The organism is Mycolicibacter sp. MU0102 (genome assembly GCF_963378105.1).
GTDB lineage: Bacteria > Actinomycetota > Actinomycetes > Mycobacteriales > Mycobacteriaceae > Mycobacterium > Mycobacterium holstebronense.
In genome coordinates this window covers 1,958,823-1,978,581 of sequence record NZ_OY726398.1, presented here as the reverse complement: position 1 = coordinate 1,978,581, position 19,759 = coordinate 1,958,823, and the positions used below count along the sequence as shown (strand labels likewise).

The window sequence follows — 19,759 nt, the reverse complement described above, 5'->3', positions numbered from 1 at the left end:
CGCGATGACCGAAACCGTCGTCGTCAAGGTCAAACCGGGCAGCCGCAAAGGCCCCCTGGTCGAGACCGACGACGACGGACAGCTGACCGTCTACGTGCGCGAGCCCGCCGTGGATGGCAAAGCGAATGCCGCCGTCATCCGTGTTCTGGCAGAGCATTTCGGCGTGCCGCGCAGCCGGGTCGAACTGGCGTCCGGCGCGGGTGCGCGCGTCAAGCGATTCCGGATCGATCGGTAGGCGGCTCATCGAGGATCTTCACGGTCCCCTGCGAGCCGTCGAGGTCCAGCCACGCCCCATCGGGGATGACCTGGGTGCCGTTGCCTGTGCCGATCACGCACGGTATCCCGAGTTCACGCGCAATGATCGCGGCGTGTGACAACGTGCCGCCCACATCGATGGCCATCCCGGCCACTGCCATGAACCGCACCACCCATGACGGGTCGGTGGTCCGTGCGATCAGCACATCGTCATCGCCGAGTTCGACGATCGCGTTGGGATTGGTCACCACCCGCGCCCGTCCACGGACACGGCCCGGGCTCGCAGCGGCACCGGTGATAAGCGGCGGTTCCCCTACGGCGGAAGCGACCGGCGCCGAGTTCGGATCGCAGACAAATGACAGCGGGGGCTCCTGCGTGGCGAACCGCGACCGAACCCGTTGGCGGGCAAGGACGTCCGCTGAAGAAAGCACAGCGCTCCCCCGGAGTTCGTCGAGCGTGCGCCAGACCGCAGCTGCGTCGATGAAGGACACCGCATGACGAGCAACATCAAGATCTTGCAGGAAGGCCGTCTTCCCGATCTCCCGGCCGACCAAGGCTCGGCGCGCCAGGGCAATCAGCTGGGTGACAGCGCCGCGCCGCGCGCGCGGCAGCAGTGCGCGCAGCTCTGATTCAGCCTGAACTCGTTCATCGCGCCGGCGAGCCAAAGCGGCACCGGGATCACGCACACTGCCGCCATCTGCCCACGTGCGCGCTGCCTGCAGAACCGGTTCCGGGTTCTGCCGCCACGACGCGGACCCGATCTCCCCCTCGTCGGGCCCGTGGAATCCGTGCTCTCGCAGGAAGCGATCGAGCGAGATCGCGCCGCCGGAGAGCAGACAAAGATCCCTGGCCAGGTGCGCTTCAGGGAGGTCACCATCGCCGGAGAGCAGCTCGATCACCAGGTCCCCGGCCACTCGCTCGACCGCCTGATACAGGCTTTGACACAGGTAGGTCTGCATGGTGTGAATGGTCAAGGTTTCCCCGAAGCGCGTGGCGGCCCCGACCAGCAGTGCCAGGGGATCGTCGGCACGACGCCACGCATCTCGCTGCCACGCTTGCCGCGAGGTCGCGCTGACAGCGCGCAGGCGCCGATTCAGCAGCGCAAGCGTGACCGGTGCGCGGAAGGCCATCCGGCATGCCGTCACGGCGCGCGCGTGTTTCGGTGCCATGTCGATGTGTTCCGCTTCGCCGAGAAGCTGCTGACTGAACGCGCTCGGATCCACGCCGGGGACCCGAGCTACTTGGCTCAACAACAGGTCGACCGACAGCACCGGCCAGCCCTGCGCGAGGGTCAGAAGCGGTCCCTGCCGACTCTCGCGCTTTGACACGACGCCGAGTTGGATTTGCGTTTGCCGTTGCGCCTCGGTGAGCCCGGTCCTCCACATCGACCAGGAAAGCGGCGTCGGCACGCCAGGTACGGCTTCGGCGATGTTGACTCGGGTCCAACGACTTTCGGTTGCTCGCGGCGGGTCATAGAACTGTGCCGCCTTGGCCCTCGCCTGCAACGCTTCGCCGGTGGTTATCGGGCGGGTCTGCAGAATCCAGATCTGACCGTGCTCATCGACGACCCACTCGATGTCCTGCGGCCTGCCGTACCACTGCTCGATCCGGATCGCGCAGTCGACGAGGTTACGAATCTTCTTGTCGGACAACGCCAGACGTGCCTCAGAATCGGCCCGATTCAGGCTGATCTTGTCCACGACAATGCTTTCGGGCGTCACCGACCCGTCGACGACGCTCTCGCCATGCCCTCGGGCAAGCTCGATGACCACCCGATCCCTATCGCCGCTGAGCGGGTCCGCAGTGAAGGCGACGCCACCGCAGGTGGGGACGATTTGGCGCTGGACGACGACGGCCATTCCCACCGTGGATTCCAGCCCCCGCGCGTCGCGGTATCGGCGGGCCCGTGCAGACGACGCCGACTCCCAGCAATAGTCAACAGCGGCAAGCAATTGCGTGATTCCCCGAACGTTGAGAACGGTCTCGTAGATTCCCGCGTGAGAAGCATCGACCCCGTCCTCGGCCACGGCCGAGGATCGCACCGCTACGGCGGTGTCGTCACCGAGTGCGTGGTAGTTCGCGACGATCGCATCGCGCAGCTCTCCCGAGAGGTCCACGTGCGCCGAGACGCCGATGACGAATCCGTCGGGTACGGGCAATCCAACAGCCAGCAACTCTCCCAGGTTGGCGCCTTTGCCGCCGCTGAACGCGACATCGGTCGCGCGGATATCACTCAGCGGTTTGACGAACGTCGCGCTCATGCACCCGGATTGCGGTTGCGATCCACGGGCGCCATGACCGACAAATCTATCCGTCGCGCCACGATCTCGGTAGTCTTCGCGCCCGCCGTCCGGGCACGGTCCGGCTTCGTAGAAACCCGTCCAATGCCTGAGACGGTGCGCCGCAGGAGCGGCCATACGGGTGCCCTTAGCGCCCGATTTCGACGACTTGTTACAACTTGCATTCATATGTGACGGAGCGCGTTATAGATCCGCGTCGCATCGAAATCCGAACCAGTTAGTGTGCCTTTAACTGCCGTTATTTGATATCTGGCGGCGCCGCAGAGCCATTTTCGGCGTCACGCTCGCCCACCCTCAGAGGTTCTGACTGAAACACGTTCTGGTTTTTTGTATACAAATCATGCTGCTCTCAGTTACGCTCGGCGCGTTCCATCTCGTGCTGTGCGTCACATACCTGGAGGAGTTCTCTTGCACGCCACTCTTCGTCCCTACGCCACCGCAGGTGTGGCCCTGGTCGGGGCCAGTCTTGTCGCGGTGACACCGGTGGCCGCGCCGTTGTCCACCATGTCCGCTGTTCAGGCACCTGCGGTGGCCTTGACCGGGGCGTTCCAAGACGTCATCAACGCCGCCTCGGCCAACGTCACCACCATGTTGAACAACTGGTATCTGGCCCCGGGTGTGGGAATGCAGCAGTTCTGGGCCAACCAGATGGACTACGCCGACCAGTTGCTCAACGACCGCTCCGGCTCCATCAACTCGGTGACCGAGCAGATCCAGCTGCATCTGAACGCGGTGATCTCCGGTTGGGCGTTGCAGGACGCGACCGCCGAAACCCGCACCACGATCTTGAACCACACCATGGACAACACCCACCAGCTGATGTTCGGCCAGGTCGCCGGCTACATCCCGCCGGATGTGGATGCGGACTCGATCATGCCGATCATCGACTACCTGGGGTCGCCGGCCAGCGCGGTGTTGATGGGTTCGATCGGGCCGATGATCAGCCCCTGGATCGCCTTGCTCAACGGCATCACCGACGGCGACAACCCCTTCGACATCCTGATCAACATGGGCGGCGCGTTCTTCAACGGCGCCACCCTCGACCTCGGTGCACTACTGCCGATGATCAACGCCTCCGGCTACTTCCCGGCCGGCATGAACATGGACCACCTCGACTTCGCCTTCGGCGGACTACTGTCCCCGGGCATCAACGCGATGACCTACCAAGTGCTCGGCCCCGGCGGCGTCGTCGCCGCCTCAGTGCCCGCAGTCGGTGGATCGATCTTCCAAAGCGTCGGCATCGAATTCAGTGGCGTCCCCGTCATGGGCAACCTCGACCTCAACAGTGCCGGGATCGGCCCGATCGCGGCCTGGCAGGCCTGGGGGCAAACCGTCGGCGCCCTACTCGGCTCAGGCTGGGACGGCAAGGGCAACGTGGTGGTCACCCCGCCACTGGCCGGAGCCGAACTGCCCCTGGTCGACGACGGTGGCGCCGCTGCCGCGACTGATGCCTTCGGCTGGCTCGGCGACCTCCTCGGACTCTGAGTCCTCCAAAACCTTTTTCCCCCAAACCATTAGAGAGGTATCTCTACCCATGAGTCATCACACCACTGCGCGCCGCCACTCCCGAGCGGTCGGTGCCGCCAGCACCGTCGGCGCGTTCCTGGCGTTCGGCATGGCATCCCTGACCATCACCCCGCCCGCTCAGGCCGATGAATTCGATTGGATCGCTGACCTTTTCGACACCTCAGCATGGGGCGTAGCCGGCCCCGCCGAAGTAGGCACCTTCGACTGGACCAGCACCATCGACCAGTGGTTCTACGACCCCATCCACGACGGCCTGCAGGCCTGGATCACCAGTGACTTCGGTGAACTGGTCAACGGCGCCATCAACACCATGGCCGGCCAATACCTGATCGGCAACGGCATCGACGGCACCGAAACCAACCCCGACGGCGGCAACGGCGGCCTGTGGTTCGGTGACGGCGGCGACGGCTGGACCAGCACCGAAGCCGGGGTCGACGGCGGCAACGGCGGCAACGCCGCCGGCTGGATCGGCGACGGCGGCACCGGCGGCGCGGGCGGCGCGGGTGCCAACGGTGGTGATGGCGGAGCCGGCGGCCTCTGGATGGGTCTCGGAGGCAACGGCGGCAACGGCGGTGCAGCGCTGGATACCGCCACCGCTGGCGGGAATGGCGGTAACGCCGGCGACGCCTCCGCCTGGTTCTTCGGCAACGGCGGCAACGGCGGGGCTGGTGGCAAGGGTGTCGACGGTGCAGCAGGCACCTGGGCCAACGGCGGAAACGGCAATGGCGGCGACGGCGGACTCGGCGGCAACGGCGGCAACGGCGGCCGCAGCAGCTTCATGTTCGGCAACGGCGGCAACGGCGGGGCCGGCGGCAACAACGGGGCCGGCGGCAACGGCGCCACCGGCACCGTCGACCACGTCAACGGCGGCAGCGGCGGCGCCGGAGCCGGGTCAACGCAGTCCGGCGCCGGCGGCCTCGCCGGAGCGCGCGGCTCCACCATCCACACCAGCCCGATGTACGGCAACGCCGGACAGATCGGGGTCGGCGGTGACGGCGGACAAGGCGGAACCGGAGCCAACGCCTACCAGGACGGCAACGGCGACTACCTCGGCAACGGCGGCCACGGCGGAGCCGGCGGGTATGGCGGCGGCAACAACGTAAACCTCGTAGGCGACGGCGGTCGCGGCGGCGACGGCGGTAACGGCGGAACCGGCCTCAACGGCGGCAACGGCGGCACCGGCGGCAACGGCGGCCGCTCCAACTTCGCCCTGGCCGGTAACGGCGGTGACGGTGGCAATGGCGGGAACGCCACCGCCGGTACCGCCGGCAACGGCGGCGCCGGCGGGCGCACCTACGGCGGAATCGCCAGCGGCAACGGCGGAAACGGCGGCAACGGCGCCACCGGCGACGCCACCGTCCAAACCATCGGCGGCAACGGCGGCAACGGCGGCTCGCCCTTCGGGAGCGGCGGCGGCTCCGACGGCGGCAACGGCGGCACCGGCACCTACGCCGGCGGCAACGGCGGAGCCGGCGGCAACGCCAGTACCAACGGCGGCAACGGCGGCAAGGGCGGCGACGGTGGCACCAGCACCGGCTGGCAGCACAACGGCACCACCTACAGCCAAGGCGGCAACGGCGGCAAGGGCGGCAACGGCGGTCTCGGCAACGCCACCGCTGCCGCCGGCCAGGGCGGCGCCGGCGGCAACGGCGGTGGCGGCGCCACCGGCCCCGGCGTGGTCAGCATCGGCGGCAACGGCGGGGCCGGCGGTAACGGCGGCGGTGCCTCCGGTGGGATAGCAGCCGGAGATGGTGGTGCGGGCGGAGCAGGAGGCTCTGGCACCGCAAGCGGCGGAAACGGCGGCAGCGGCGGCAACGGCGGAACCGCTGCTATCCCCATCACCGGCGGCGCTGGTGGTACCGCTGGCAATGGCGGGGCCGGCGGCGCCGGCGGGAACAGCGGCGGGGTGGCCATGCCCAACGGCAATCCCTACGGCGCCGGTGCCAGCCATGCCGGTAACGGCGGCAAGGGCGGCATGGGCGGTGGCGGCACCATCGGGGACGGCGGGGACGGCGGTGTCGGCGGCGCCGGCGGTAGCGCCCAAGGCGCCGTCAACGGCGGCAACGGTGGCGCAGGCGGCACCGGCGGTACGGGCTTCCTCGGTGGGATCGCGACCCACCCCCCGCACGCGGCCGGCGGCAACGGCGGCGACGGCGGCGACGCCGGTAACGGCGGCAAGGGCGGCGCCGGAGGTAGCGCAGTCACCGGCAACGGCGGCAACGGCGGCGCAGGCGGCGGCGGTGGCACCGGCGGCGCCGGCAACACCGGCGGGGCAGGCGGCACCGACTCGAGCGGCAATCCCCTGGCCGGCGGCAACGGCGGCGACGGCGGAACCGGCGGCAACGGCGCAGCCGGTGGAGCAGGCGGCACCAGCACCGGCGGGACCAACGGGACCACGGGCGCAGGCGGCGCAGCCGGTGCCGGTGGCTCCGCGGGCGACGGCGGCACCGGCACCCCGCCCGGACAAGCCGGTACCGCAGGGGGCAGCGGCCAGCCCGGCTAGCCCGACGACAAGACGCTAATGTGCCCCAAAACTCCAGTTTTGGGGCACATTAGCGTCGGTTCGTCAGTTGGCCGACGCGTCGTTCAGCACACCTCGCGCGGTCAACTCGGCGATCACTACCTTCGCCCGCAAGTCCGCCCGCTCCATGTTCGCAGCTCGCGCTGCCTCGGGATCCTGTCCTCGAATTGCCGCGGTCTCGGCTTCGTAGGTGTGCACGAATTCCTCGTTGCCCCGGGGATAGCTCCCCCAGAATCCGCGTGGCGCGAAGACGCGGGCCGCGAAGATCGCCGCCTGCAGCCGGGGACCGGCGTACTCCTCGACAATGATGCGCCGGTAGGTGTAAGCCGCCTCTTGAAACGCCTTGGGCTCCTTGCTGGCCCGCAAAGTCCGCAACGCCGCATCGAGTTCGGCGAGCACCCGCGGCGTCGGGTTGGTGGCCGCACGCGCCGACGCGATGCCGTTCAGCACACCGTGCAACTCGTGCTGTTCGAGGACAGCCGCCTCGTCGAATCGCTCGACGAAAACACCGCGGTGGTAGCGACTGGCCAGCAGTCCGTCGTGCTCGAGTTGGTCAATCGCCTGCTGAACCGGTAGCCGACTGACCCCCAAAGCCCCTGCGACCGCATCGCGGTTGATCCGGTCGCCGGTGCGCAACTCCCCCGCCAGCACCAAGTCGACGATGTGGTTGACGACCAGGTCCTTCTCTTTGACCCCGTATTTCTTGGGCATCGGAAGGCCTAGCCAGGAGCCTCGACTGACGTCTCCCCCGACGAACCATTTTGCGGCAAAAGACCTTCCAACGCAGCACGGGTGATCCGCCGAAACGCACGCTTGGGCCGGTTGGCATCCAGAATCGCCACCTCCAAGGTGCCCGGCCCCAGCTCGCGAGGTTCGGCACCGTTGCCGGTGTCGGTCTGCTGCAGCGCGTTGACCGCGATGTGCAGGGCCTCGTCCAGGTCGGCGTTCTCCGTGTAGGACTCCTTGAGCGCACTGGTGACCGGCTCGGTGGTGCCACCCATCACCACGAAGTGCGGCTCATCGGTGATCGACCCGTCGTAGGTGACCCGATACAGCTCAGGCGCTTTCGTCTGCCCCTGGTAGGCGACGCCGGCAACACACAACTCCACCTCGTAGGGCTTGGCCTGTTCGGTGAAGATGGTGCCCAGCGTCTGGGCGTAGACGTTGGCCAGCTGGCGGGCGGTGACGTCACGCCGGTCATAGGCGTAGCCGCGGGTGTCGGCGAACTGAATACCGCCGCGGCGCAGGTTCTCGAACTCGTTGATCCGGCCGGCAGCTGCGAAACCCACCCGGTCATAGAGTTCGCTGATCTTCTGCAGTGAGCGCGAAGGATTTTCCGCGACGAACAACACGCCGTCGGCGTAGGCCAACGCCACCACGCTGCGACCGCGGGCAATGCCTTTACGGGCGAGCTCGCTGCGCTCGCGCATCGCCTGCTCGGGCGAGATGAAGTACGGGAAGCTCATTTCTCACCCCGCTTGGTCTCCGGCCCCGAATCCCCACCGCGGGTACGACTCTCGACCACCACCCGCGCCAGTTCGGCGATCCGCTCCTCGGCGATGTCGACGGCGCCGTCGGCGTCGATGGTGACCGCGGTCGGGTAGATGCCCCGCACGAGATCCGGACCACCGGTGGCGGAGTCGTCATCGGCGGCGTCGTAGAGCGCCTCGATGGCGACCCGCAGCGCGGAATCGGCGTCGCTGATCCGGTTGTAGAGCTTCTTGATCGACGACTTGGCGAACAGCGAGCCCGAGCCCACTGCCTGGTAGCCCTCGCTTTCGATGTTCCAGCCGCCGGCGGCATCGAACGACACGATGCGCCCGGCCGTCTGCGGGTCGTCGGCGTCGATGTCGTAACCGGCCAACAGGGGCAACGCCACCAGGCCCTGCATCGCGGCTCCCAAGTTGCCGCGCACCATGGTCGACAGCCGGTTGACCTTGCCGGCGAACGTCAGCGGCACACCTTCGAGCTTCTCGTAATGCTCGAGCTCCACGGCGTAGAGCCGGGCGAACTCAACAGCGATCGCGGCGGTGCCGGCGATGCCGGTCGCGGTGTACTCGTCGGTGACATACACCTTCTGCACGTCGCGGCCCGCGATCATGTTGCCCTGCGTAGAACGGCGGTCACCCGCGATGAGGACCCCGCCGGGGTACTTCAGCGCGACGATGGTGGTGCCGTGCGGTAGTTGCTCACCCACCCCGCCGGAATGCGCGGCGCCCGCGCCGGTCGGCAGCAGCTCCGGTGCCTGCAATCGGAGGAATTCCGAGAACGACGACAGACCTACGCCGGTAAGCGCGATTCCTGGGGTGGCTGAGTTGAGGGGCAGACGATCACGCGACAACCAGGTCACTGGCCGCCCTTTTGGACGTATGCCCGCACGAAGTCCTCGGCGTTCTCTTCCAGTACGTCGTCGATCTCGTCGAGCAGGTCGTCGGTGTCCTCGGTGAGCTTCTCTCGGCGTTCCTGGCCCGCCGCAGTGCTGCCGGTGAGATCGTCGTCGTCTCCGCCGCCCCCGCCGCGCTTGGTCTGCTCCTGAGCCATTGCTGCCTCCTGAATCTCATCGGCCGCGCATGACCGCGGCCGGTTTCTCCACCCTACCGGTCGGCGCCGATGTTGCTCGGGGTCTAGGTGGTGAGTTGTTGCACCAGTTCGGCGGCACTGTCCACCGAGTCCAGCAATGCTCCGACGTGCGCCTTGCTGCCGCGCAGCGGCTCCAGCGTGGGAATCCGCACCAGCGAGTCCCCGCCGAGGTCGAAGATGACCGAGTCCCAGCTCGCAGCGGCGATGTCGGCCCCGAACCGGCGCAGGCACTCGCCGCGGAAGTAGGCCCGGGTGTCGGTCGGCGGGTTGTGGACGGCGGCCAGCACCTGTTGTTCGGTGATCAAGCGGCGCATCGAGCCACGGGCGACCAGTCGGTTGTACAGACCCTTGTCCAGCCGCACGTCGGAGTACTGCAGGTCGATCAGGTGCAGCCGGGGCGCCGACCAGCTCAGGTTCTCCCGCTGCCGGAAGCCCTCCAACAGCCGCAGCTTGGCCGGCCAGTCCAACAGGTCGGCGCACTCCATCGGGTCACGCTCCAGCTGGTCGAGCACCCGGGCCCAGGTCTCGATGACGTCGGTGGCCCGCGGATCCGGATCCCGGGCCTCCACCAACTTGGCGACCCGGTCGAGGTAGATCCGTTGCAGCGCAAGGCCGGTCATCTCACGACCGTCGGCCAGCGCAACGGTCGCCCGCAGGGTCGGGTCACGGCTGATGACGTGCACCGCGCGCACCGGCCGGGCCAACGCCAGGTCGCTCAGGTCGATCCCGTGCTCGGCACCCTCCTCGATCAGATCGAGCACAAGCGCGGTGGTGCCGACCTTCAGATACGTCGACGTCTCGGCAAGGTTGGCGTCACCGATGATCACGTGCAGCCGTCGGTACTTGTCGGCGTCGGCGTGCGGCTCATCGCGGGTGTTGATGATGCCGCGCTTGAGCGTGGTCTCCAGGCCGACTTCGACCTCGATGTAGTCGGCGCGCTGCGAGAGCTGGAAGCCCGGCTCGTCGCCCGCGGCGCCTAACCCGACGCGCCCTGAGCCGGTGACCACCTGCCGGGACACCAGAAACGGGGTCAGACCGGCGATGATCGCCGAGAACGGCGTCTGGCGGCTCATCAGGTAGTTCTCGTGGGTGCCGTAGGAGGCGCCCTTGTTGTCGATGTTGTTCTTGTACAGCTGCAACTTGGCCGCGCCCGGGACGCTGGCCACGTAGCGCGCAGCCGCCTCCATCACCCGCTCGCCGGCCTTGTCCCAGATGACCGCGTCCAGCGGGTCGGTGACCTCGGGCGCGGAGTATTCGGGGTGGGCGTGATCGACGTAGAGCCGTGCCCCGTTGGTGAGAATCATGTTGGCCGCGCCGACCTCGTCGGCGTCGATGATCGGCGGCGGGCCGGACGAGCGGCTCAGGTCGAAGCCGCGGGCGTCGCGCAGCGGCGATTCCACCTCGTAGTCCCAGCGAGTGCGCTTGGCGCGCGGGATGCCCGCGGCGGCGGCGTAGGCCAGCACCGCCTGGGTGGAGGTGAGGATCGGGTTGGCGGTGGGATCTGATGGCGAAGCGATGCCGTATTCGACTTCGGTTCCGATGATCCGCTGCATGACGTTCAGCCTAGAGGGGTGACGAGGTGGTCGAGGAACGAGACCGCAGAGGAACCCCGACCATCCAGCACAGAGGTGGCCATGAGCGCGACCGTCAGAGGTGTTGACCTCACCGAGGTCAATGGCTAATTTCACCGAAATGTCCACCGAGCAAGCTCGCCAACGCACGACCGACGTGTCCGGGAAGCGGTACGGCGAAGTACTGCTCGTCGAGATCGGCGCATCGGGTCCGCAGGCCAGCGTCTACAACACCTTCGGCCTCAACGACTGCCCCGCGCAGCTATGGTCCGCGCTCGACGCGCAGGCCATCGCGAGCGAGAACGGCGCGGCCGCCGCTCTGCTCAACGGGCCGCGCTACTGGCTGATGAACACCATCGAAAAGGCGCCGCAGGGCCCGCGGGAGACCAAGACCTTCGGCGGCATCGAGATGATCAAGCAGGCGCAAGTCGCGCTGTCGTCGATGAACCCCGGGCCCTACACCGTCAATGAGGTGAGCCGCCACGCGGTCTTCATCTTCGATGCCGGCGAGCAGGTCTACGAGCTGATCGACCCCGACGGGCGACGTTGGGTCATGCAGACCTGGAGCCAGGTCGTCGATGCCAACCTGTCGCGAGCCGACCTCGCCGGACTCGCCGACCGGCTCCAGCTGCCGCCCGGTTGGACCTACCAAGCGCGGGTGCTGGACACCGCGCTAACGGTGGACACCACCACCGAGGTTGCCCGCGTGTTGCAGGACGACCTGACCAACAGCTACTCGCTGCGCAGCAGCTAGCGCTACAGGTACTGGCCCAGGTTGGACTCGGTGTCGATAGCACGACTGGCGCTGGAGCTCTTGCCGGTGACCAGGGTGCGGATGTAGACGATCCGCTCGCCCTTCTTGCCCGAGATCCGCGCCCAGTCGTCGGGGTTGGTGGTGTTGGGCAGGTCCTCGTTCTCGGCGAACTCATCGACGATCGAGTCCAGCAGGTGCTGGATGCGCAGACCCGGCTGGCCGGTCTCCAGAACCGACTTGATGGCGTTCTTCTTCGCCCGGTCGACCACGTTCTGGATCATCGCCCCGGAGTTGAAGTCCTTGAAGTACATGACCTCCTTGTCACCGTTGGCGTAGGTGACCTCCAGGAACCGGTTGTCGTCGATCTCGGCGTACATCCGGTCGACGACCTTCTCGATCATCGCCTTGATGCAGGCCGCGCGGTCCCCGCCGAACTCGGCGAGGTCGTCGGCATGCACCGGCAGGGTCTCGACCAAGTACTTCGAGAAGATGTCTTGCGCGGCTTCGGCATCCGGGCGCTCGATCTTGATCTTGACGTCCAGGCGGCCGGGCCGCAGGATCGCCGGGTCGATCATGTCCTCGCGGTTGGAGGCGCCGATCACGATGACGTTCTCCAGCCCCTCCACGCCGTCGATCTCGCTCAGCAGCTGAGGCACGACGGTGGTCTCCACGTCCGAGGAGACACCGGTGCCACGGGTGCGGAAGATCGAGTCCATCTCGTCGAAGAACACGATCACCGGGGTGCCTTCGGAGGCCTTCTCACGCGCCCGCTGGAAGATCAGCCGGATGTGGCGTTCGGTCTCGCCGACGAACTTGTTCAGCAGCTCAGGACCCTTGATGTTGAGGAAGTACGACTTGGCCTCATGGGCGTCGTCGCCGCGCACCTCGGCCATCTTCTTGGCCAGCGAGTTGGCCACGGCCTTGGCGATCAGCGTCTTACCGCAGCCGGGCGGACCGTAGAGCAGCACACCTTTGGGCGGACGCAACGCGTACTCGCGGTAGAGGTCCTTGTGCAGGAACGGCAGTTCCACGGCGTCGCGGATCTGCTCGATCTGGCGGGTCAGGCCACCGATGTCGCCGTAACTGACATCGGGCACCTCCTCGAGCACCAGGTCTTCGACCTCGGCCTTGGGGATGCGCTCGAAGGCGTAGCCGGCCTTGGTGTCGACCAGCAGCGAGTCGCCGGGGCGCAGCTTGCGGGGACGCCGGTCATCCGAGAGCGCGTCCGGGTGACTGTCGGGAAGATCCGCAGCGACCAGCGGCTCGGCCAGCCAGACGATGCGCTCCTCGTCGGCGTGGCCCACAACCAACGCCCGGTGCCCGTCGGACAGGATTTCGCGCAACGTGGATATTTCACCGACCGACTCGAAATTGCCGGCCTCGACGACCGTCAGCGCCTCGTTGAGGCGGACCGTCTGGCCCTTCCTGAGGGTTGCTACGTCGATGTTGGGCGAGATGTTCAACCGCATCCGGCGACCCGAGGTGAACACGTCAACGGTGTCGTCCTCGTGACTGTCCAACAGCACGCCGTAACCGCTCGGCGGCTGACCGAGTCGATCGACCTCCTCACGCAACGCCAACAGCTGCTGACGCGCCTCTTTGAGGGTGTCCATCAGCTTGGAGTTTCGCGCGGTCAGCGAGTCAATATGCGCTTCGAGCTGGCGCACGTCGCGGCCTACCCGCGCGGTGTCCTGTGGAGTGTCCTCGAGCTGTGCGCGCAACACCGCGGCTTCGCGGCGCAGTTCTTCCAACTCGGCGAAGTCATCACCGGGCGTGCCCGGCCCCCCGGACGCGTCGAATGTCTCAGGACGCGGCGAATCTTCCATGTTGCTCATGGTGCGCTCCTTTCCCGAACTGGAAGTTGAAGCGACGGATACCTCAACGCTACCGGCCATTGTGCATTCGCGTGCTCTGTGGCAGCCCGACACACCGGCTCCGCTGCTAGCCTCGCTCTCAAATCGGGTGACCAACAGGGCCTTGAAAGGATCCGAATGAACGTGAAATCCCTCGCCACGGGGATGGCGGCCGTTGCGGCCATCAGCGCGGCCGTTTCAACTGTGAGCTACCTGGCAACGCCGGCGCCTGCCGCCGCCGAGGCACCCATGACGGTGTTCTTCGCCCCGCTGCCGTTGGACCCGGCCGCCGCCGTACCGGCCCCCGAGCAGCTGGCCAACGTGCTCAACACACTGGCCGACCCGGGTGTCCCCGCCGCCGGCAAGTCCGACCTCGTCGAGGGCGGCCTGGGCCCGGTCGAGACCGGTGCGATCGACCACCGGCTGCAGAAGGCGCTCAAGAAGGGCGCCCTCCCGCTGTCGATCAGCGTGGCCAACGTCGTACCCGCCGGCCCCGGATCGGCCAGCGCCGACGTCACCGCGTCGAGCCCGAAGCTGGAGCCGCACACGGTGAACCTCACGTTCGTCGACCAGGGTGGCTGGAAGCTCTCCCGGAACTCGCTGTTGTCGCTGTCGCAGCTGACGTCGAACTGATTGCAGATCTGATGTACCGGCATCGCATCACCGTTGCCGCCGCGCTCGCGGCGGCAGCGCTGGTGCTGTCGGGCTGTAGCGGCCACCAGCCTGCCGAGCCGGTGGCCGAGGTTCCGGTGACGTCGACGACGGTGCCTGTCCAGGCGCCGTCGTCGGCTTTGCCGGCACCCGAGGCGTTGACCGATGTGCTCTACCGGCTCTCGGACCCCGAGGTGCCCGGCGCAGACAAGCTGGCACTCATCGAGGGCGCCAAACCCGCCGACGCCGCAACCATCGACAAGTTCGCCACCGCACTCAAAGACGGCGGCTATCTGCCGCTGAGCCTCGAAGCCGCCGGGCTCGGCTGGTCCGACCGCTCCCCGGGCAACGTGACCGCCGACGTCACTGTAAACACGGCCAACCCCGCCACCGGCACGTTCTTTTTCCCGATGGAGTTCAGCCCCAATCACGGCGACTGGCAGCTGTCGCAGGCCACCGCCAAGAGCCTGCTCGCTTTCGGCAACGCGCAAACCAGCAGCACAGAGCCGGCGCGACCGACGCCCTAACGATGTGGATCGGCTGGCTCGAATTCGATCTGCTGCTCGGTGACGTGCACTCGCTCAAGCAGAAGCGGTCGGTGGTGCGACCGATCGTCGCGGAGTTGCGCCGCAAGTTCGATGTGTCTGCCGCTGAGACGGGGTCGCCGGATCTGCACCGGCGCAGTGGAATTGGGGTGTCGGTGGTATCGGGTGACCGCGGGCATCTGGTGCAGATCCTGGACGCGGCCGAGCGGCTGGTGGCCGACCGGCCAGAGATCGAGCTGCTGTCGGTGCGCCGGGGGTTGAGCCGCAGTGATGACTGATTCGGCTCGCACTCGACCGACTACGGCCGTCCCCGTTTTTTCCCCAGCCGGGCCGGGGTGACGGTGTCCGGCGCCAACCGGCGAGCGCAGACCAGGAATGCGGTGTGGCCGCGCATCGCGTGCTGGGGCCGCACCGCCAAGCCGACGACGTTCCAGCCGCGCTGCATGGTCTCCCAGGACCGCGGCTCGGTCCAGCACTGCTGCTCGCGCAGCGCCTCGTTCACCTGAGACAACTGGGTGACGGTGGCGACGTAGATCACCAGCACGCCGCCGGGCACCAGGACCCGCGACACGGTGCCCAGCACATCCCAGGGCGCCAGCATGTCCAGCACCACCCGATCGATCGACCCGTCGGGCAGGTCGCAGTCGGCCACATCACCCATCACCAACTGCCAGTTGTCGGGCTGTTCCCCGAGGAAGGTCTCGACGTTGGCGCGGGCGTGCACGGCGTGGTCGTCGCGCAGCTCGTAGGAGATCACCTTGCCTTCGGGCCCGACCGCCCGCAGCAGCGACAGTGTCAGGGCTCCCGAGCCGGCGCCGGCCTCGAGCACCCGCGCCCCGGGGAAGATGTCGCCCTCGTGGATGATCTGCGCCGAGTCCTTGGGATAGATCACCTGGGCACCGCGCGGCATCGACATCACGTAGTCGACCAGCAGCGGCCGCAGCACCAGGAAGGGGTCGCCGTTGGCGGCCTTGACCACGCTGCCGTCGGGCAGCCCGATCACCGCGTCGTGCGGAATGGCCCCGCGGTGGGTGTGGAAGTCACCGCCGGGGACCAGCACCGTGGTGTAGCGGCGGCCCTTGGCGTCGGTGAACTGGGCCCGATCGCCCGCCTGAAAAATCCCGGATTCGGACACAGGCGTCCACCCTACGCAGCGTGTGCGAGCGGGGTTGTCGGTGCATGCCCGTAGGGTTCGCAAGTATGAGCAAGCCTGCGTTATCTCCGTCGCGGGCGGCCGACTTCAAACAGTGCCCGCTGCTGTACCGATTCCGGGCCATTGACCGGCTCCCGGAACCACCGTCGGCAGCGCAACTGCGCGGCTCGGTGGTCCACGGCGCACTGGAGCGGCTCTACGCGCTGCCCGCACCCCAACGTGACCCCGAGACCGCCCGGGAGTTGGTGGTCCCGGCCTGGGAGCACCTGATCAGCACCTCCCCGGACGTGGGCTCGGGGCTGGACACCGAGCGGCTGATGGCCGAGGCACGCAAGCTGCTGGCCGGTTACTACCGGCTGGAGGATCCCCGCCGGTTCGACCCGCAGAGCTGTGAGCAGCGGGTCGAGGTCGAGCTGGCCGACGGCACCCTGCTGCGCGGTTTCGTCGACCGCATCGACGTCGCCGCGACCGGAGAGTTGCGGGTGGTCGACTACAAGACCGGCCGGGCACCGTCGGCCACCGGGCGGCTGTCCGAGGCCGCCGAGTCCAAGGCACTGTTCCAGATGAAGTTCTATGCGGTGGCCCTGCTGCGGTCGCGCGGCGTGATGCCCGCACGGTTGCGGCTGATCTATCTGGCCGACGGGCAGCTGCTGGACTACTCCCCCGAGCACGCCGAGTTGCTGCGTTTCGAGAAGACATTGATCGCGATCTGGCAGGCCATCCAAACCGCCGGCGCCACAGGCGATTTCCGTCCACAGCGGTCACGCCTGTGTGACTGGTGCGCGCACCGCGCGCTGTGTCCGGCGTTCGGCGGGACCCCGCCGCCCTACCCCGGCTGGCCGGCCGACAGTGCGGCATGACCGGCAGCTACTACCGGCGCGCGGATGGTTCCGGCGGCCCCGTCTATGAGTCCACTGATCTGACCCGCAGCAACTGGGGCCAGCTGCAGCACGGGTCTCCACCCCTGGCGCTGCTGACCCGCGAGATCGAGCAGCTGCTCGACGGATCGGGTCAGCGGATCGCCCGCTTGAGCCTGGACATCCTGGGGGCGATACCGGTGGCCCCGGTGCGGGTTTCGGCCCGGGTGCAGCGGCCCGGCCGGCGGATCGCTCTGCTGGAGGCCGAGATGTTCACCTGCGACGACGACCGGCCGGTGGCGCGGCTGAGCGCTTGGGCGCTGGCCACCTCCGACACCACCGCGGTGTCCTCCGACCGGCACGCGCCACTGATCAGCGGGCCGTCGCTACCGCCGCCGGAGTGGTTCGCCCAGGCCAGCGGTTACGCCCATTCGGTGCGCTGGCGGGTCCAGCCCAATGCGCCAGACGGCACCGCGGTCGCTTGGTTGAGCCCGCTGGTGCACCTGGTGGACAGTGAACCGACCACCGCCCTGCAGCGACTGGCCATGGTGGTCGACTCCGCGAACGGCGTCGGCGCCGCCCTGGACGTGGGCGAGTACATGTTCATGAACACCGACACCGTCGTGCACCTGCACCGGCTGCCGACCGGAGCGGATTTCGGGTTACGCGCCCGCGCCTCCATCGGATCCGACGGGGTGGGCGTCACCACCGCCGAGTTATTCGACCACGACGGATTCTTCGGGACATCGGCGCAGGCGCTGCTGGTGCAGCGACGCTGAGAAGGTTCAGACCACCGCGGTCAGCGCGGCGATCGCCAGGCCACCCAGCACCGCGATGGTGTCCTCCACCAACGCGATCGGCAGATCGTGGCCGCCGTTGGCGGCGACCAGGCGCTGCCGCACCCGGAAACCGACCAGGGTGCCGATCACCGCACCGATGATGCCCGCGCCGAGTGCCGTCCAGGTGTAGTTCCAGGCCGTGCCGAGCACCGCACCGGCGAACCCGCCCAACACGATCCGCGCGCCGAACTGCATGGGCACGGTGCGCGCCGGCGTGCTCGGCAATTGGTCTGTGACGAATTCACCGATCGCCAGCAACGTCAAGATGGTGACGGTCGCCGGATGGGTCAGCCACTCGACCCAGGTCCCGTTCAAGTTGATCCACTGCAGGACGGCGGCCCAGGCCATCACGGCCGGCGCGGTAAACGCGCGCAGCCCGGCTACGGCACCGATGAACAGCGCGAGCACCAGCACGATGAAATGGGTCACCACTACCTCCCGGGCCAGTCGAGCCAACCACCGGACGCTAACACGGCAAAGGCTCAGCTACCGGGACTGATCAAAATCGGCAGAATCTGATGTCCGAAGCGAGGATGGCCTTGGCTCCGATCGCGGCCAACTCGTCCATGATCGCGTTGACCTCGCGTCGCGGCACCAGTGCGCGCACCGCCGCCCAGTCCGGGTCGGCCAATGGCGCGATGGTCGGCGACTCCAGGCCCGGGGTGATCGCGACAGCCTGCTCGAGCACCCCGCGCGGACAGTCGTAGTCGAGCATCAGGTACTGCTGACCGAACACCACGCCCTGCACCCGGGCGGCCAGTTGGTCACGGGCGGCAGCGGTCTCGGCGCTGCGGCCGTTGGCGTGCGCGCCCTCGATCAACACCGCTTCGGAATCGCACAGCGACTCACCGAAAGCCGCCAGACCGTGCTGGCGAAGGGTGCGCCCGGAGCCCACCACGTCGGCGATCGCGTCGGCCACTCCCAGCTGGATCGAGATCTCCACCGCCCCGTCGAGCCGGATGACGGTGGCCTCGATGCCCTTGCCGGCCAGATCCTTGCGGACCAGGTTCGGATAGGCGGTGGCGATGCGCTTGCCGGCCAGGTCCGCGGCGACCCAGTCCCGCCCGGCCGGGGCGGCGTAACGGAATCGCGAGGAGCCGAAGCCCAGTGCCAGCCGCTCGGCCACCGGTGCCCCGGACTCGGCCGCCAGATCCCGTCCGGTGATCCCGAAGTCGAGTTCGCCGGACCCGACGTAGATGGCGATGTCCTTGGGCCGCAGGAAGAAGAACTCGACCTTGTTGGCCGGGTCGATGACGGTCAGATCCTTGGCGTCGGTGCGGCTGCGATAGCCGGCCTCGGACAGCATTGCCGCGGCAGCTTCACTGAGCGCCCCCTTGTTGGGGACCGCAACACGCAACATGCTCACAGCTTTCCGTAGACGTCGGACAGCGTCAGCCCGCGCGAGATCATCAGCACCTGGGTCCAATACATCAACTGGCTGATCTCTTCGGCCAGGTCTTCATCGGATTGGTGCTCGGCGGCCAGCCACACCTCGCCGGCCTCCTCCAGGATCTTCTTGCCGATCGTGTGTACACCGGCGTCCAGCGCCGCCACGGTGCCGCTGCCGGCCGGCCGGGTCGCGGCACGCTCACCGAGTTCGGCGAACAGCTCCTCGAAGGTCTTCACGAGCAGCGATTGTTTCATGCGGCATCAGGACGGGTCACGTCGGTTTCCGACGGCAGCCACTTGCGAGTCGGCCAGCTGGGCGCAGATTTCGTGCAGGTCCGCCAACCCGAGACCGGTCAGGGAGGCCACCTGATGGCGCCGAGCACCGGCCGGCACCGGTAGCGCATTGGGCACGACCAGCACCGCGCAGCCGGCCGCCTCGGCCGCGGCGGCACCCGTCGGCGAGTCCTCCACGGCCAGGCACCAGCGCGGATCCAGCTCCAGCAACTGCGCGGCACGCAGGTAGGGATCGGGCGCCGGTTTGCCCGCGGGCACCTCGTCACCACAGACCACGGCCGCGAAATAGTGCCGGCCGATGCTGCCCAGCGCCCGCTCGGCCAGCATCCGTGGGGTGTTGGTCACCAAGGCCGTCGGCATCCCCGCACCGGCCAGCTCGTCGAGCAACTCCCGGGCGCCGTCGCACCAGGGCAGACCCGCGTCGAACAGCTCACCGGTGTAGTCGTGCAGCCAGCGCGCCGAGGCCGCCATGGCCGCCGGATCGCGCGGCAGCCCCAGGTCGTCGTAGACGATCCGCATGGTGTCCTCGGCACACCCGCCGACCGTGGAGGCCCGAACCTCCGGGGTCAGCACCCCCCCGAGGCGGTCGTAGAGCGCGTCCATCGCGACGTCCCACAACTTCTCGGAATCGACCAGGGTGCCGTCCATGTCGCACAGTACCGCGCGCAGC

Annotated in this window: 21 protein-coding genes; 9 read left to right on the top strand and 12 right to left on the bottom strand. The window is 68.0% G+C overall.

What is annotated here, in order from left to right; translation table 11 throughout:
- Nucleotides 1-4: 4 nt before the first annotated feature.
- A complete protein-coding gene (locus tag RCP37_RS09200) occupies nucleotides 5-235 on the top strand; it encodes a DUF167 domain-containing protein (protein WP_047321363.1) in 231 nt (76 codons plus the stop codon).
- On the opposite strand, the gene RCP37_RS09195 is transcribed toward RCP37_RS09200, so the two are convergent.
- Nucleotides 210-2,516 carry a PEP/pyruvate-binding domain-containing protein gene (locus tag RCP37_RS09195; protein WP_308486560.1) on the bottom strand — a complete coding sequence of 769 codons (2,307 nt, stop codon included), beginning with the start codon at nucleotides 2,514-2,516 and terminating at the stop codon, nucleotides 210-212. The genes RCP37_RS09200 and RCP37_RS09195 overlap by 26 nt on opposite strands.
- A 447-nt stretch (nucleotides 2,517-2,963) precedes the next feature.
- On the opposite strand from RCP37_RS09195, the gene gjpA reads away from it, so the two are divergent.
- Nucleotides 2,964-4,040: an outer membrane porin GjpA gene (gene gjpA, locus RCP37_RS09190; protein ID WP_308486559.1), complete on the top strand. Its 1,077-nt coding sequence runs from the start codon at nucleotides 2,964-2,966 to the stop codon at nucleotides 4,038-4,040.
- 49 nt (nucleotides 4,041-4,089) lie between these two features.
- Entirely contained in the window at nucleotides 4,090-6,585 is a 2,496-nt protein-coding gene (locus tag RCP37_RS09185) for a PGRS repeat-containing protein (RefSeq protein ID WP_308486558.1), read from the top strand.
- Between the two features lie 63 nt (nucleotides 6,586-6,648).
- Here the strand turns inward: RCP37_RS09185 and RCP37_RS09180 are convergent, their stop codons facing one another.
- From RCP37_RS09180 to dop, 5 genes are all read right to left on the bottom strand, one after another.
- Nucleotides 6,649-7,314 (bottom strand): GntR family transcriptional regulator, encoded by a 666-nt coding sequence (locus RCP37_RS09180; protein WP_308486557.1) that lies wholly within the window; start codon nucleotides 7,312-7,314, stop codon nucleotides 6,649-6,651.
- Between the two features lie 8 nt (nucleotides 7,315-7,322).
- Nucleotides 7,323-8,069, bottom strand: a complete 747-nt coding sequence (gene prcA / locus RCP37_RS09175) for a proteasome subunit alpha (protein WP_308486556.1) — start codon at nucleotides 8,067-8,069, stop codon at nucleotides 7,323-7,325.
- On the bottom strand, nucleotides 8,066-8,953 hold the full coding sequence (prcB, locus tag RCP37_RS09170) for a proteasome subunit beta (RefSeq protein WP_308486555.1): 888 nt from the start codon (nucleotides 8,951-8,953) through the stop codon (nucleotides 8,066-8,068). Before prcB ends, prcA begins: the two co-directional genes overlap by 4 nt.
- Nucleotides 8,950-9,144, bottom strand: coding sequence for a ubiquitin-like protein Pup (locus tag RCP37_RS09165; RefSeq protein WP_024441366.1), 195 nt, complete (start codon nucleotides 9,142-9,144; stop codon nucleotides 8,950-8,952). Before RCP37_RS09165 ends, prcB begins: the two co-directional genes overlap by 4 nt.
- Before the next feature lie 83 nt (nucleotides 9,145-9,227).
- Nucleotides 9,228-10,736: a depupylase/deamidase Dop gene (dop, locus tag RCP37_RS09160; protein WP_308486554.1), complete on the bottom strand. Its 1,509-nt coding sequence runs from the start codon at nucleotides 10,734-10,736 to the stop codon at nucleotides 9,228-9,230.
- A gap of 121 nt (nucleotides 10,737-10,857) precedes the next feature.
- On the opposite strand from dop, the gene RCP37_RS09155 reads away from it, so the two are divergent.
- A complete protein-coding gene (locus RCP37_RS09155; RefSeq protein WP_308486553.1) occupies nucleotides 10,858-11,508 on the top strand; it encodes a hypothetical protein in 651 nt (216 codons plus the stop codon).
- Between the two features lie 2 nt (nucleotides 11,509-11,510).
- On the opposite strand, the gene arc is transcribed toward RCP37_RS09155, so the two are convergent.
- Nucleotides 11,511-13,334 carry a proteasome ATPase gene (gene arc, locus RCP37_RS09150; RefSeq protein WP_308487010.1) on the bottom strand — a complete coding sequence of 608 codons (1,824 nt, stop codon included), beginning with the start codon at nucleotides 13,332-13,334 and terminating at the stop codon, nucleotides 11,511-11,513.
- A 165-nt stretch (nucleotides 13,335-13,499) separates the two neighbouring features.
- On the opposite strand from arc, the gene RCP37_RS09145 reads away from it, so the two are divergent.
- From RCP37_RS09145 to RCP37_RS09135, 3 genes are read left to right on the top strand one after another with little or no spacing between them, the layout of a single operon-like run.
- A complete protein-coding gene (locus RCP37_RS09145; protein ID WP_373693136.1) occupies nucleotides 13,500-13,994 on the top strand; it encodes an MTB12 family secreted protein in 495 nt (164 codons plus the stop codon).
- 11 nt (nucleotides 13,995-14,005) lie between these two features.
- Nucleotides 14,006-14,539, top strand: coding sequence for a lipoprotein LppK (gene lppK / locus RCP37_RS09140; RefSeq protein WP_308486552.1), 534 nt, complete (start codon nucleotides 14,006-14,008; stop codon nucleotides 14,537-14,539).
- Nucleotides 14,540-14,541: 2 nt separating this feature from the next.
- A complete protein-coding gene (locus RCP37_RS09135) occupies nucleotides 14,542-14,835 on the top strand; it encodes a DUF503 domain-containing protein (RefSeq protein ID WP_308486551.1) in 294 nt (97 codons plus the stop codon).
- Between the two features lie 20 nt (nucleotides 14,836-14,855).
- Here RCP37_RS09135 and RCP37_RS09130 read toward each other — a convergent pair whose 3' ends face one another.
- The gene (locus RCP37_RS09130) at nucleotides 14,856-15,692 is read right to left on the bottom strand and encodes a tRNA (adenine-N1)-methyltransferase (protein ID WP_308486550.1); all 837 of its coding nucleotides are present in this window, start codon (nucleotides 15,690-15,692) and stop codon (nucleotides 14,856-14,858) included.
- Nucleotides 15,693-15,757: 65 nt separating this feature from the next.
- On the opposite strand from RCP37_RS09130, the gene RCP37_RS09125 reads away from it, so the two are divergent.
- Both RCP37_RS09125 and RCP37_RS09120 read left to right on the top strand, forming a co-directional pair.
- Entirely contained in the window at nucleotides 15,758-16,570 is an 813-nt protein-coding gene (locus tag RCP37_RS09125) for a RecB family exonuclease (protein ID WP_308486549.1), read from the top strand.
- The gene (locus tag RCP37_RS09120) at nucleotides 16,567-17,346 is read left to right on the top strand and encodes a thioesterase family protein (protein ID WP_308486548.1); all 780 of its coding nucleotides are present in this window, start codon (nucleotides 16,567-16,569) and stop codon (nucleotides 17,344-17,346) included. Before RCP37_RS09125 ends, RCP37_RS09120 begins: the two co-directional genes overlap by 4 nt.
- A gap of 6 nt (nucleotides 17,347-17,352) precedes the next feature.
- Here RCP37_RS09120 and RCP37_RS09115 read toward each other — a convergent pair whose 3' ends face one another.
- From RCP37_RS09115 to RCP37_RS09100, 4 genes are all read right to left on the bottom strand, one after another.
- Nucleotides 17,353-17,835, bottom strand: a complete 483-nt coding sequence (locus tag RCP37_RS09115; RefSeq protein ID WP_308487008.1) for a DUF4126 family protein — start codon at nucleotides 17,833-17,835, stop codon at nucleotides 17,353-17,355.
- Nucleotides 17,836-17,905: 70 nt separating this feature from the next.
- Nucleotides 17,906-18,766 (bottom strand): ATP phosphoribosyltransferase, encoded by an 861-nt coding sequence (gene hisG, locus RCP37_RS09110; protein ID WP_308486547.1) that lies wholly within the window; start codon nucleotides 18,764-18,766, stop codon nucleotides 17,906-17,908.
- Between the two features lie 2 nt (nucleotides 18,767-18,768).
- On the bottom strand, nucleotides 18,769-19,050 hold the full coding sequence (locus RCP37_RS09105; protein ID WP_046284100.1) for a phosphoribosyl-ATP diphosphatase: 282 nt from the start codon (nucleotides 19,048-19,050) through the stop codon (nucleotides 18,769-18,771).
- Between the two features lie 6 nt (nucleotides 19,051-19,056).
- Nucleotides 19,057-19,758: an HAD family hydrolase gene (locus RCP37_RS09100; protein WP_308487007.1), complete on the bottom strand. Its 702-nt coding sequence runs from the start codon at nucleotides 19,756-19,758 to the stop codon at nucleotides 19,057-19,059.
- Between the last annotated feature and the right edge of the window lies 1 nt (nucleotide 19,759).

Bases quoted from the DNA above. Each gene is read 5' to 3' on its own strand.
- RCP37_RS09135 (WP_308486551.1), top strand. From the start codon at position 14,542: ATGTGGATCGGCTGGCTCGAATTCGATCTGCTGCTCGGTGACGTGCAC.
- RCP37_RS09200 (WP_047321363.1), top strand. From the start codon at position 5: ATGACCGAAACCGTCGTCGTCAAGGTCAAACCGGGCAGCCGCAAAGGC.
- dop (WP_308486554.1), bottom strand. From the start codon at position 10,736: ATGCAGCGGATCATCGGAACCGAAGTCGAATACGGCATCGCTTCGCCA.
- prcA (WP_308486556.1), bottom strand. From the start codon at position 8,069: ATGAGCTTCCCGTACTTCATCTCGCCCGAGCAGGCGATGCGCGAGCGC.
- RCP37_RS09155 (WP_308486553.1), top strand. From the start codon at position 10,858: ATGGCTAATTTCACCGAAATGTCCACCGAGCAAGCTCGCCAACGCACG.
- RCP37_RS09165 (WP_024441366.1), bottom strand. From the start codon at position 9,144: ATGGCTCAGGAGCAGACCAAGCGCGGCGGGGGCGGCGGAGACGACGAC.
- RCP37_RS09180 (WP_308486557.1), bottom strand. From the start codon at position 7,314: ATGCCCAAGAAATACGGGGTCAAAGAGAAGGACCTGGTCGTCAACCAC.
- RCP37_RS09120 (WP_308486548.1), top strand. From the start codon at position 16,567: ATGACCGGCAGCTACTACCGGCGCGCGGATGGTTCCGGCGGCCCCGTC.
- arc (WP_308487010.1), bottom strand. From the start codon at position 13,334: ATGGAAGATTCGCCGCGTCCTGAGACATTCGACGCGTCCGGGGGGCCG.
- hisG (WP_308486547.1), bottom strand. From the start codon at position 18,766: ATGTTGCGTGTTGCGGTCCCCAACAAGGGGGCGCTCAGTGAAGCTGCC.
- RCP37_RS09145 (WP_373693136.1), top strand. From the start codon at position 13,500: ATGAACGTGAAATCCCTCGCCACGGGGATGGCGGCCGTTGCGGCCATC.
- lppK (WP_308486552.1), top strand. From the start codon at position 14,006: ATGTACCGGCATCGCATCACCGTTGCCGCCGCGCTCGCGGCGGCAGCG.
- RCP37_RS09105 (WP_046284100.1), bottom strand. From the start codon at position 19,050: ATGAAACAATCGCTGCTCGTGAAGACCTTCGAGGAGCTGTTCGCCGAA.
- RCP37_RS09195 (WP_308486560.1), bottom strand. From the start codon at position 2,516: ATGAGCGCGACGTTCGTCAAACCGCTGAGTGATATCCGCGCGACCGAT.
- RCP37_RS09125 (WP_308486549.1), top strand. From the start codon at position 15,758: ATGAGCAAGCCTGCGTTATCTCCGTCGCGGGCGGCCGACTTCAAACAG.
- RCP37_RS09185 (WP_308486558.1), top strand. From the start codon at position 4,090: ATGAGTCATCACACCACTGCGCGCCGCCACTCCCGAGCGGTCGGTGCC.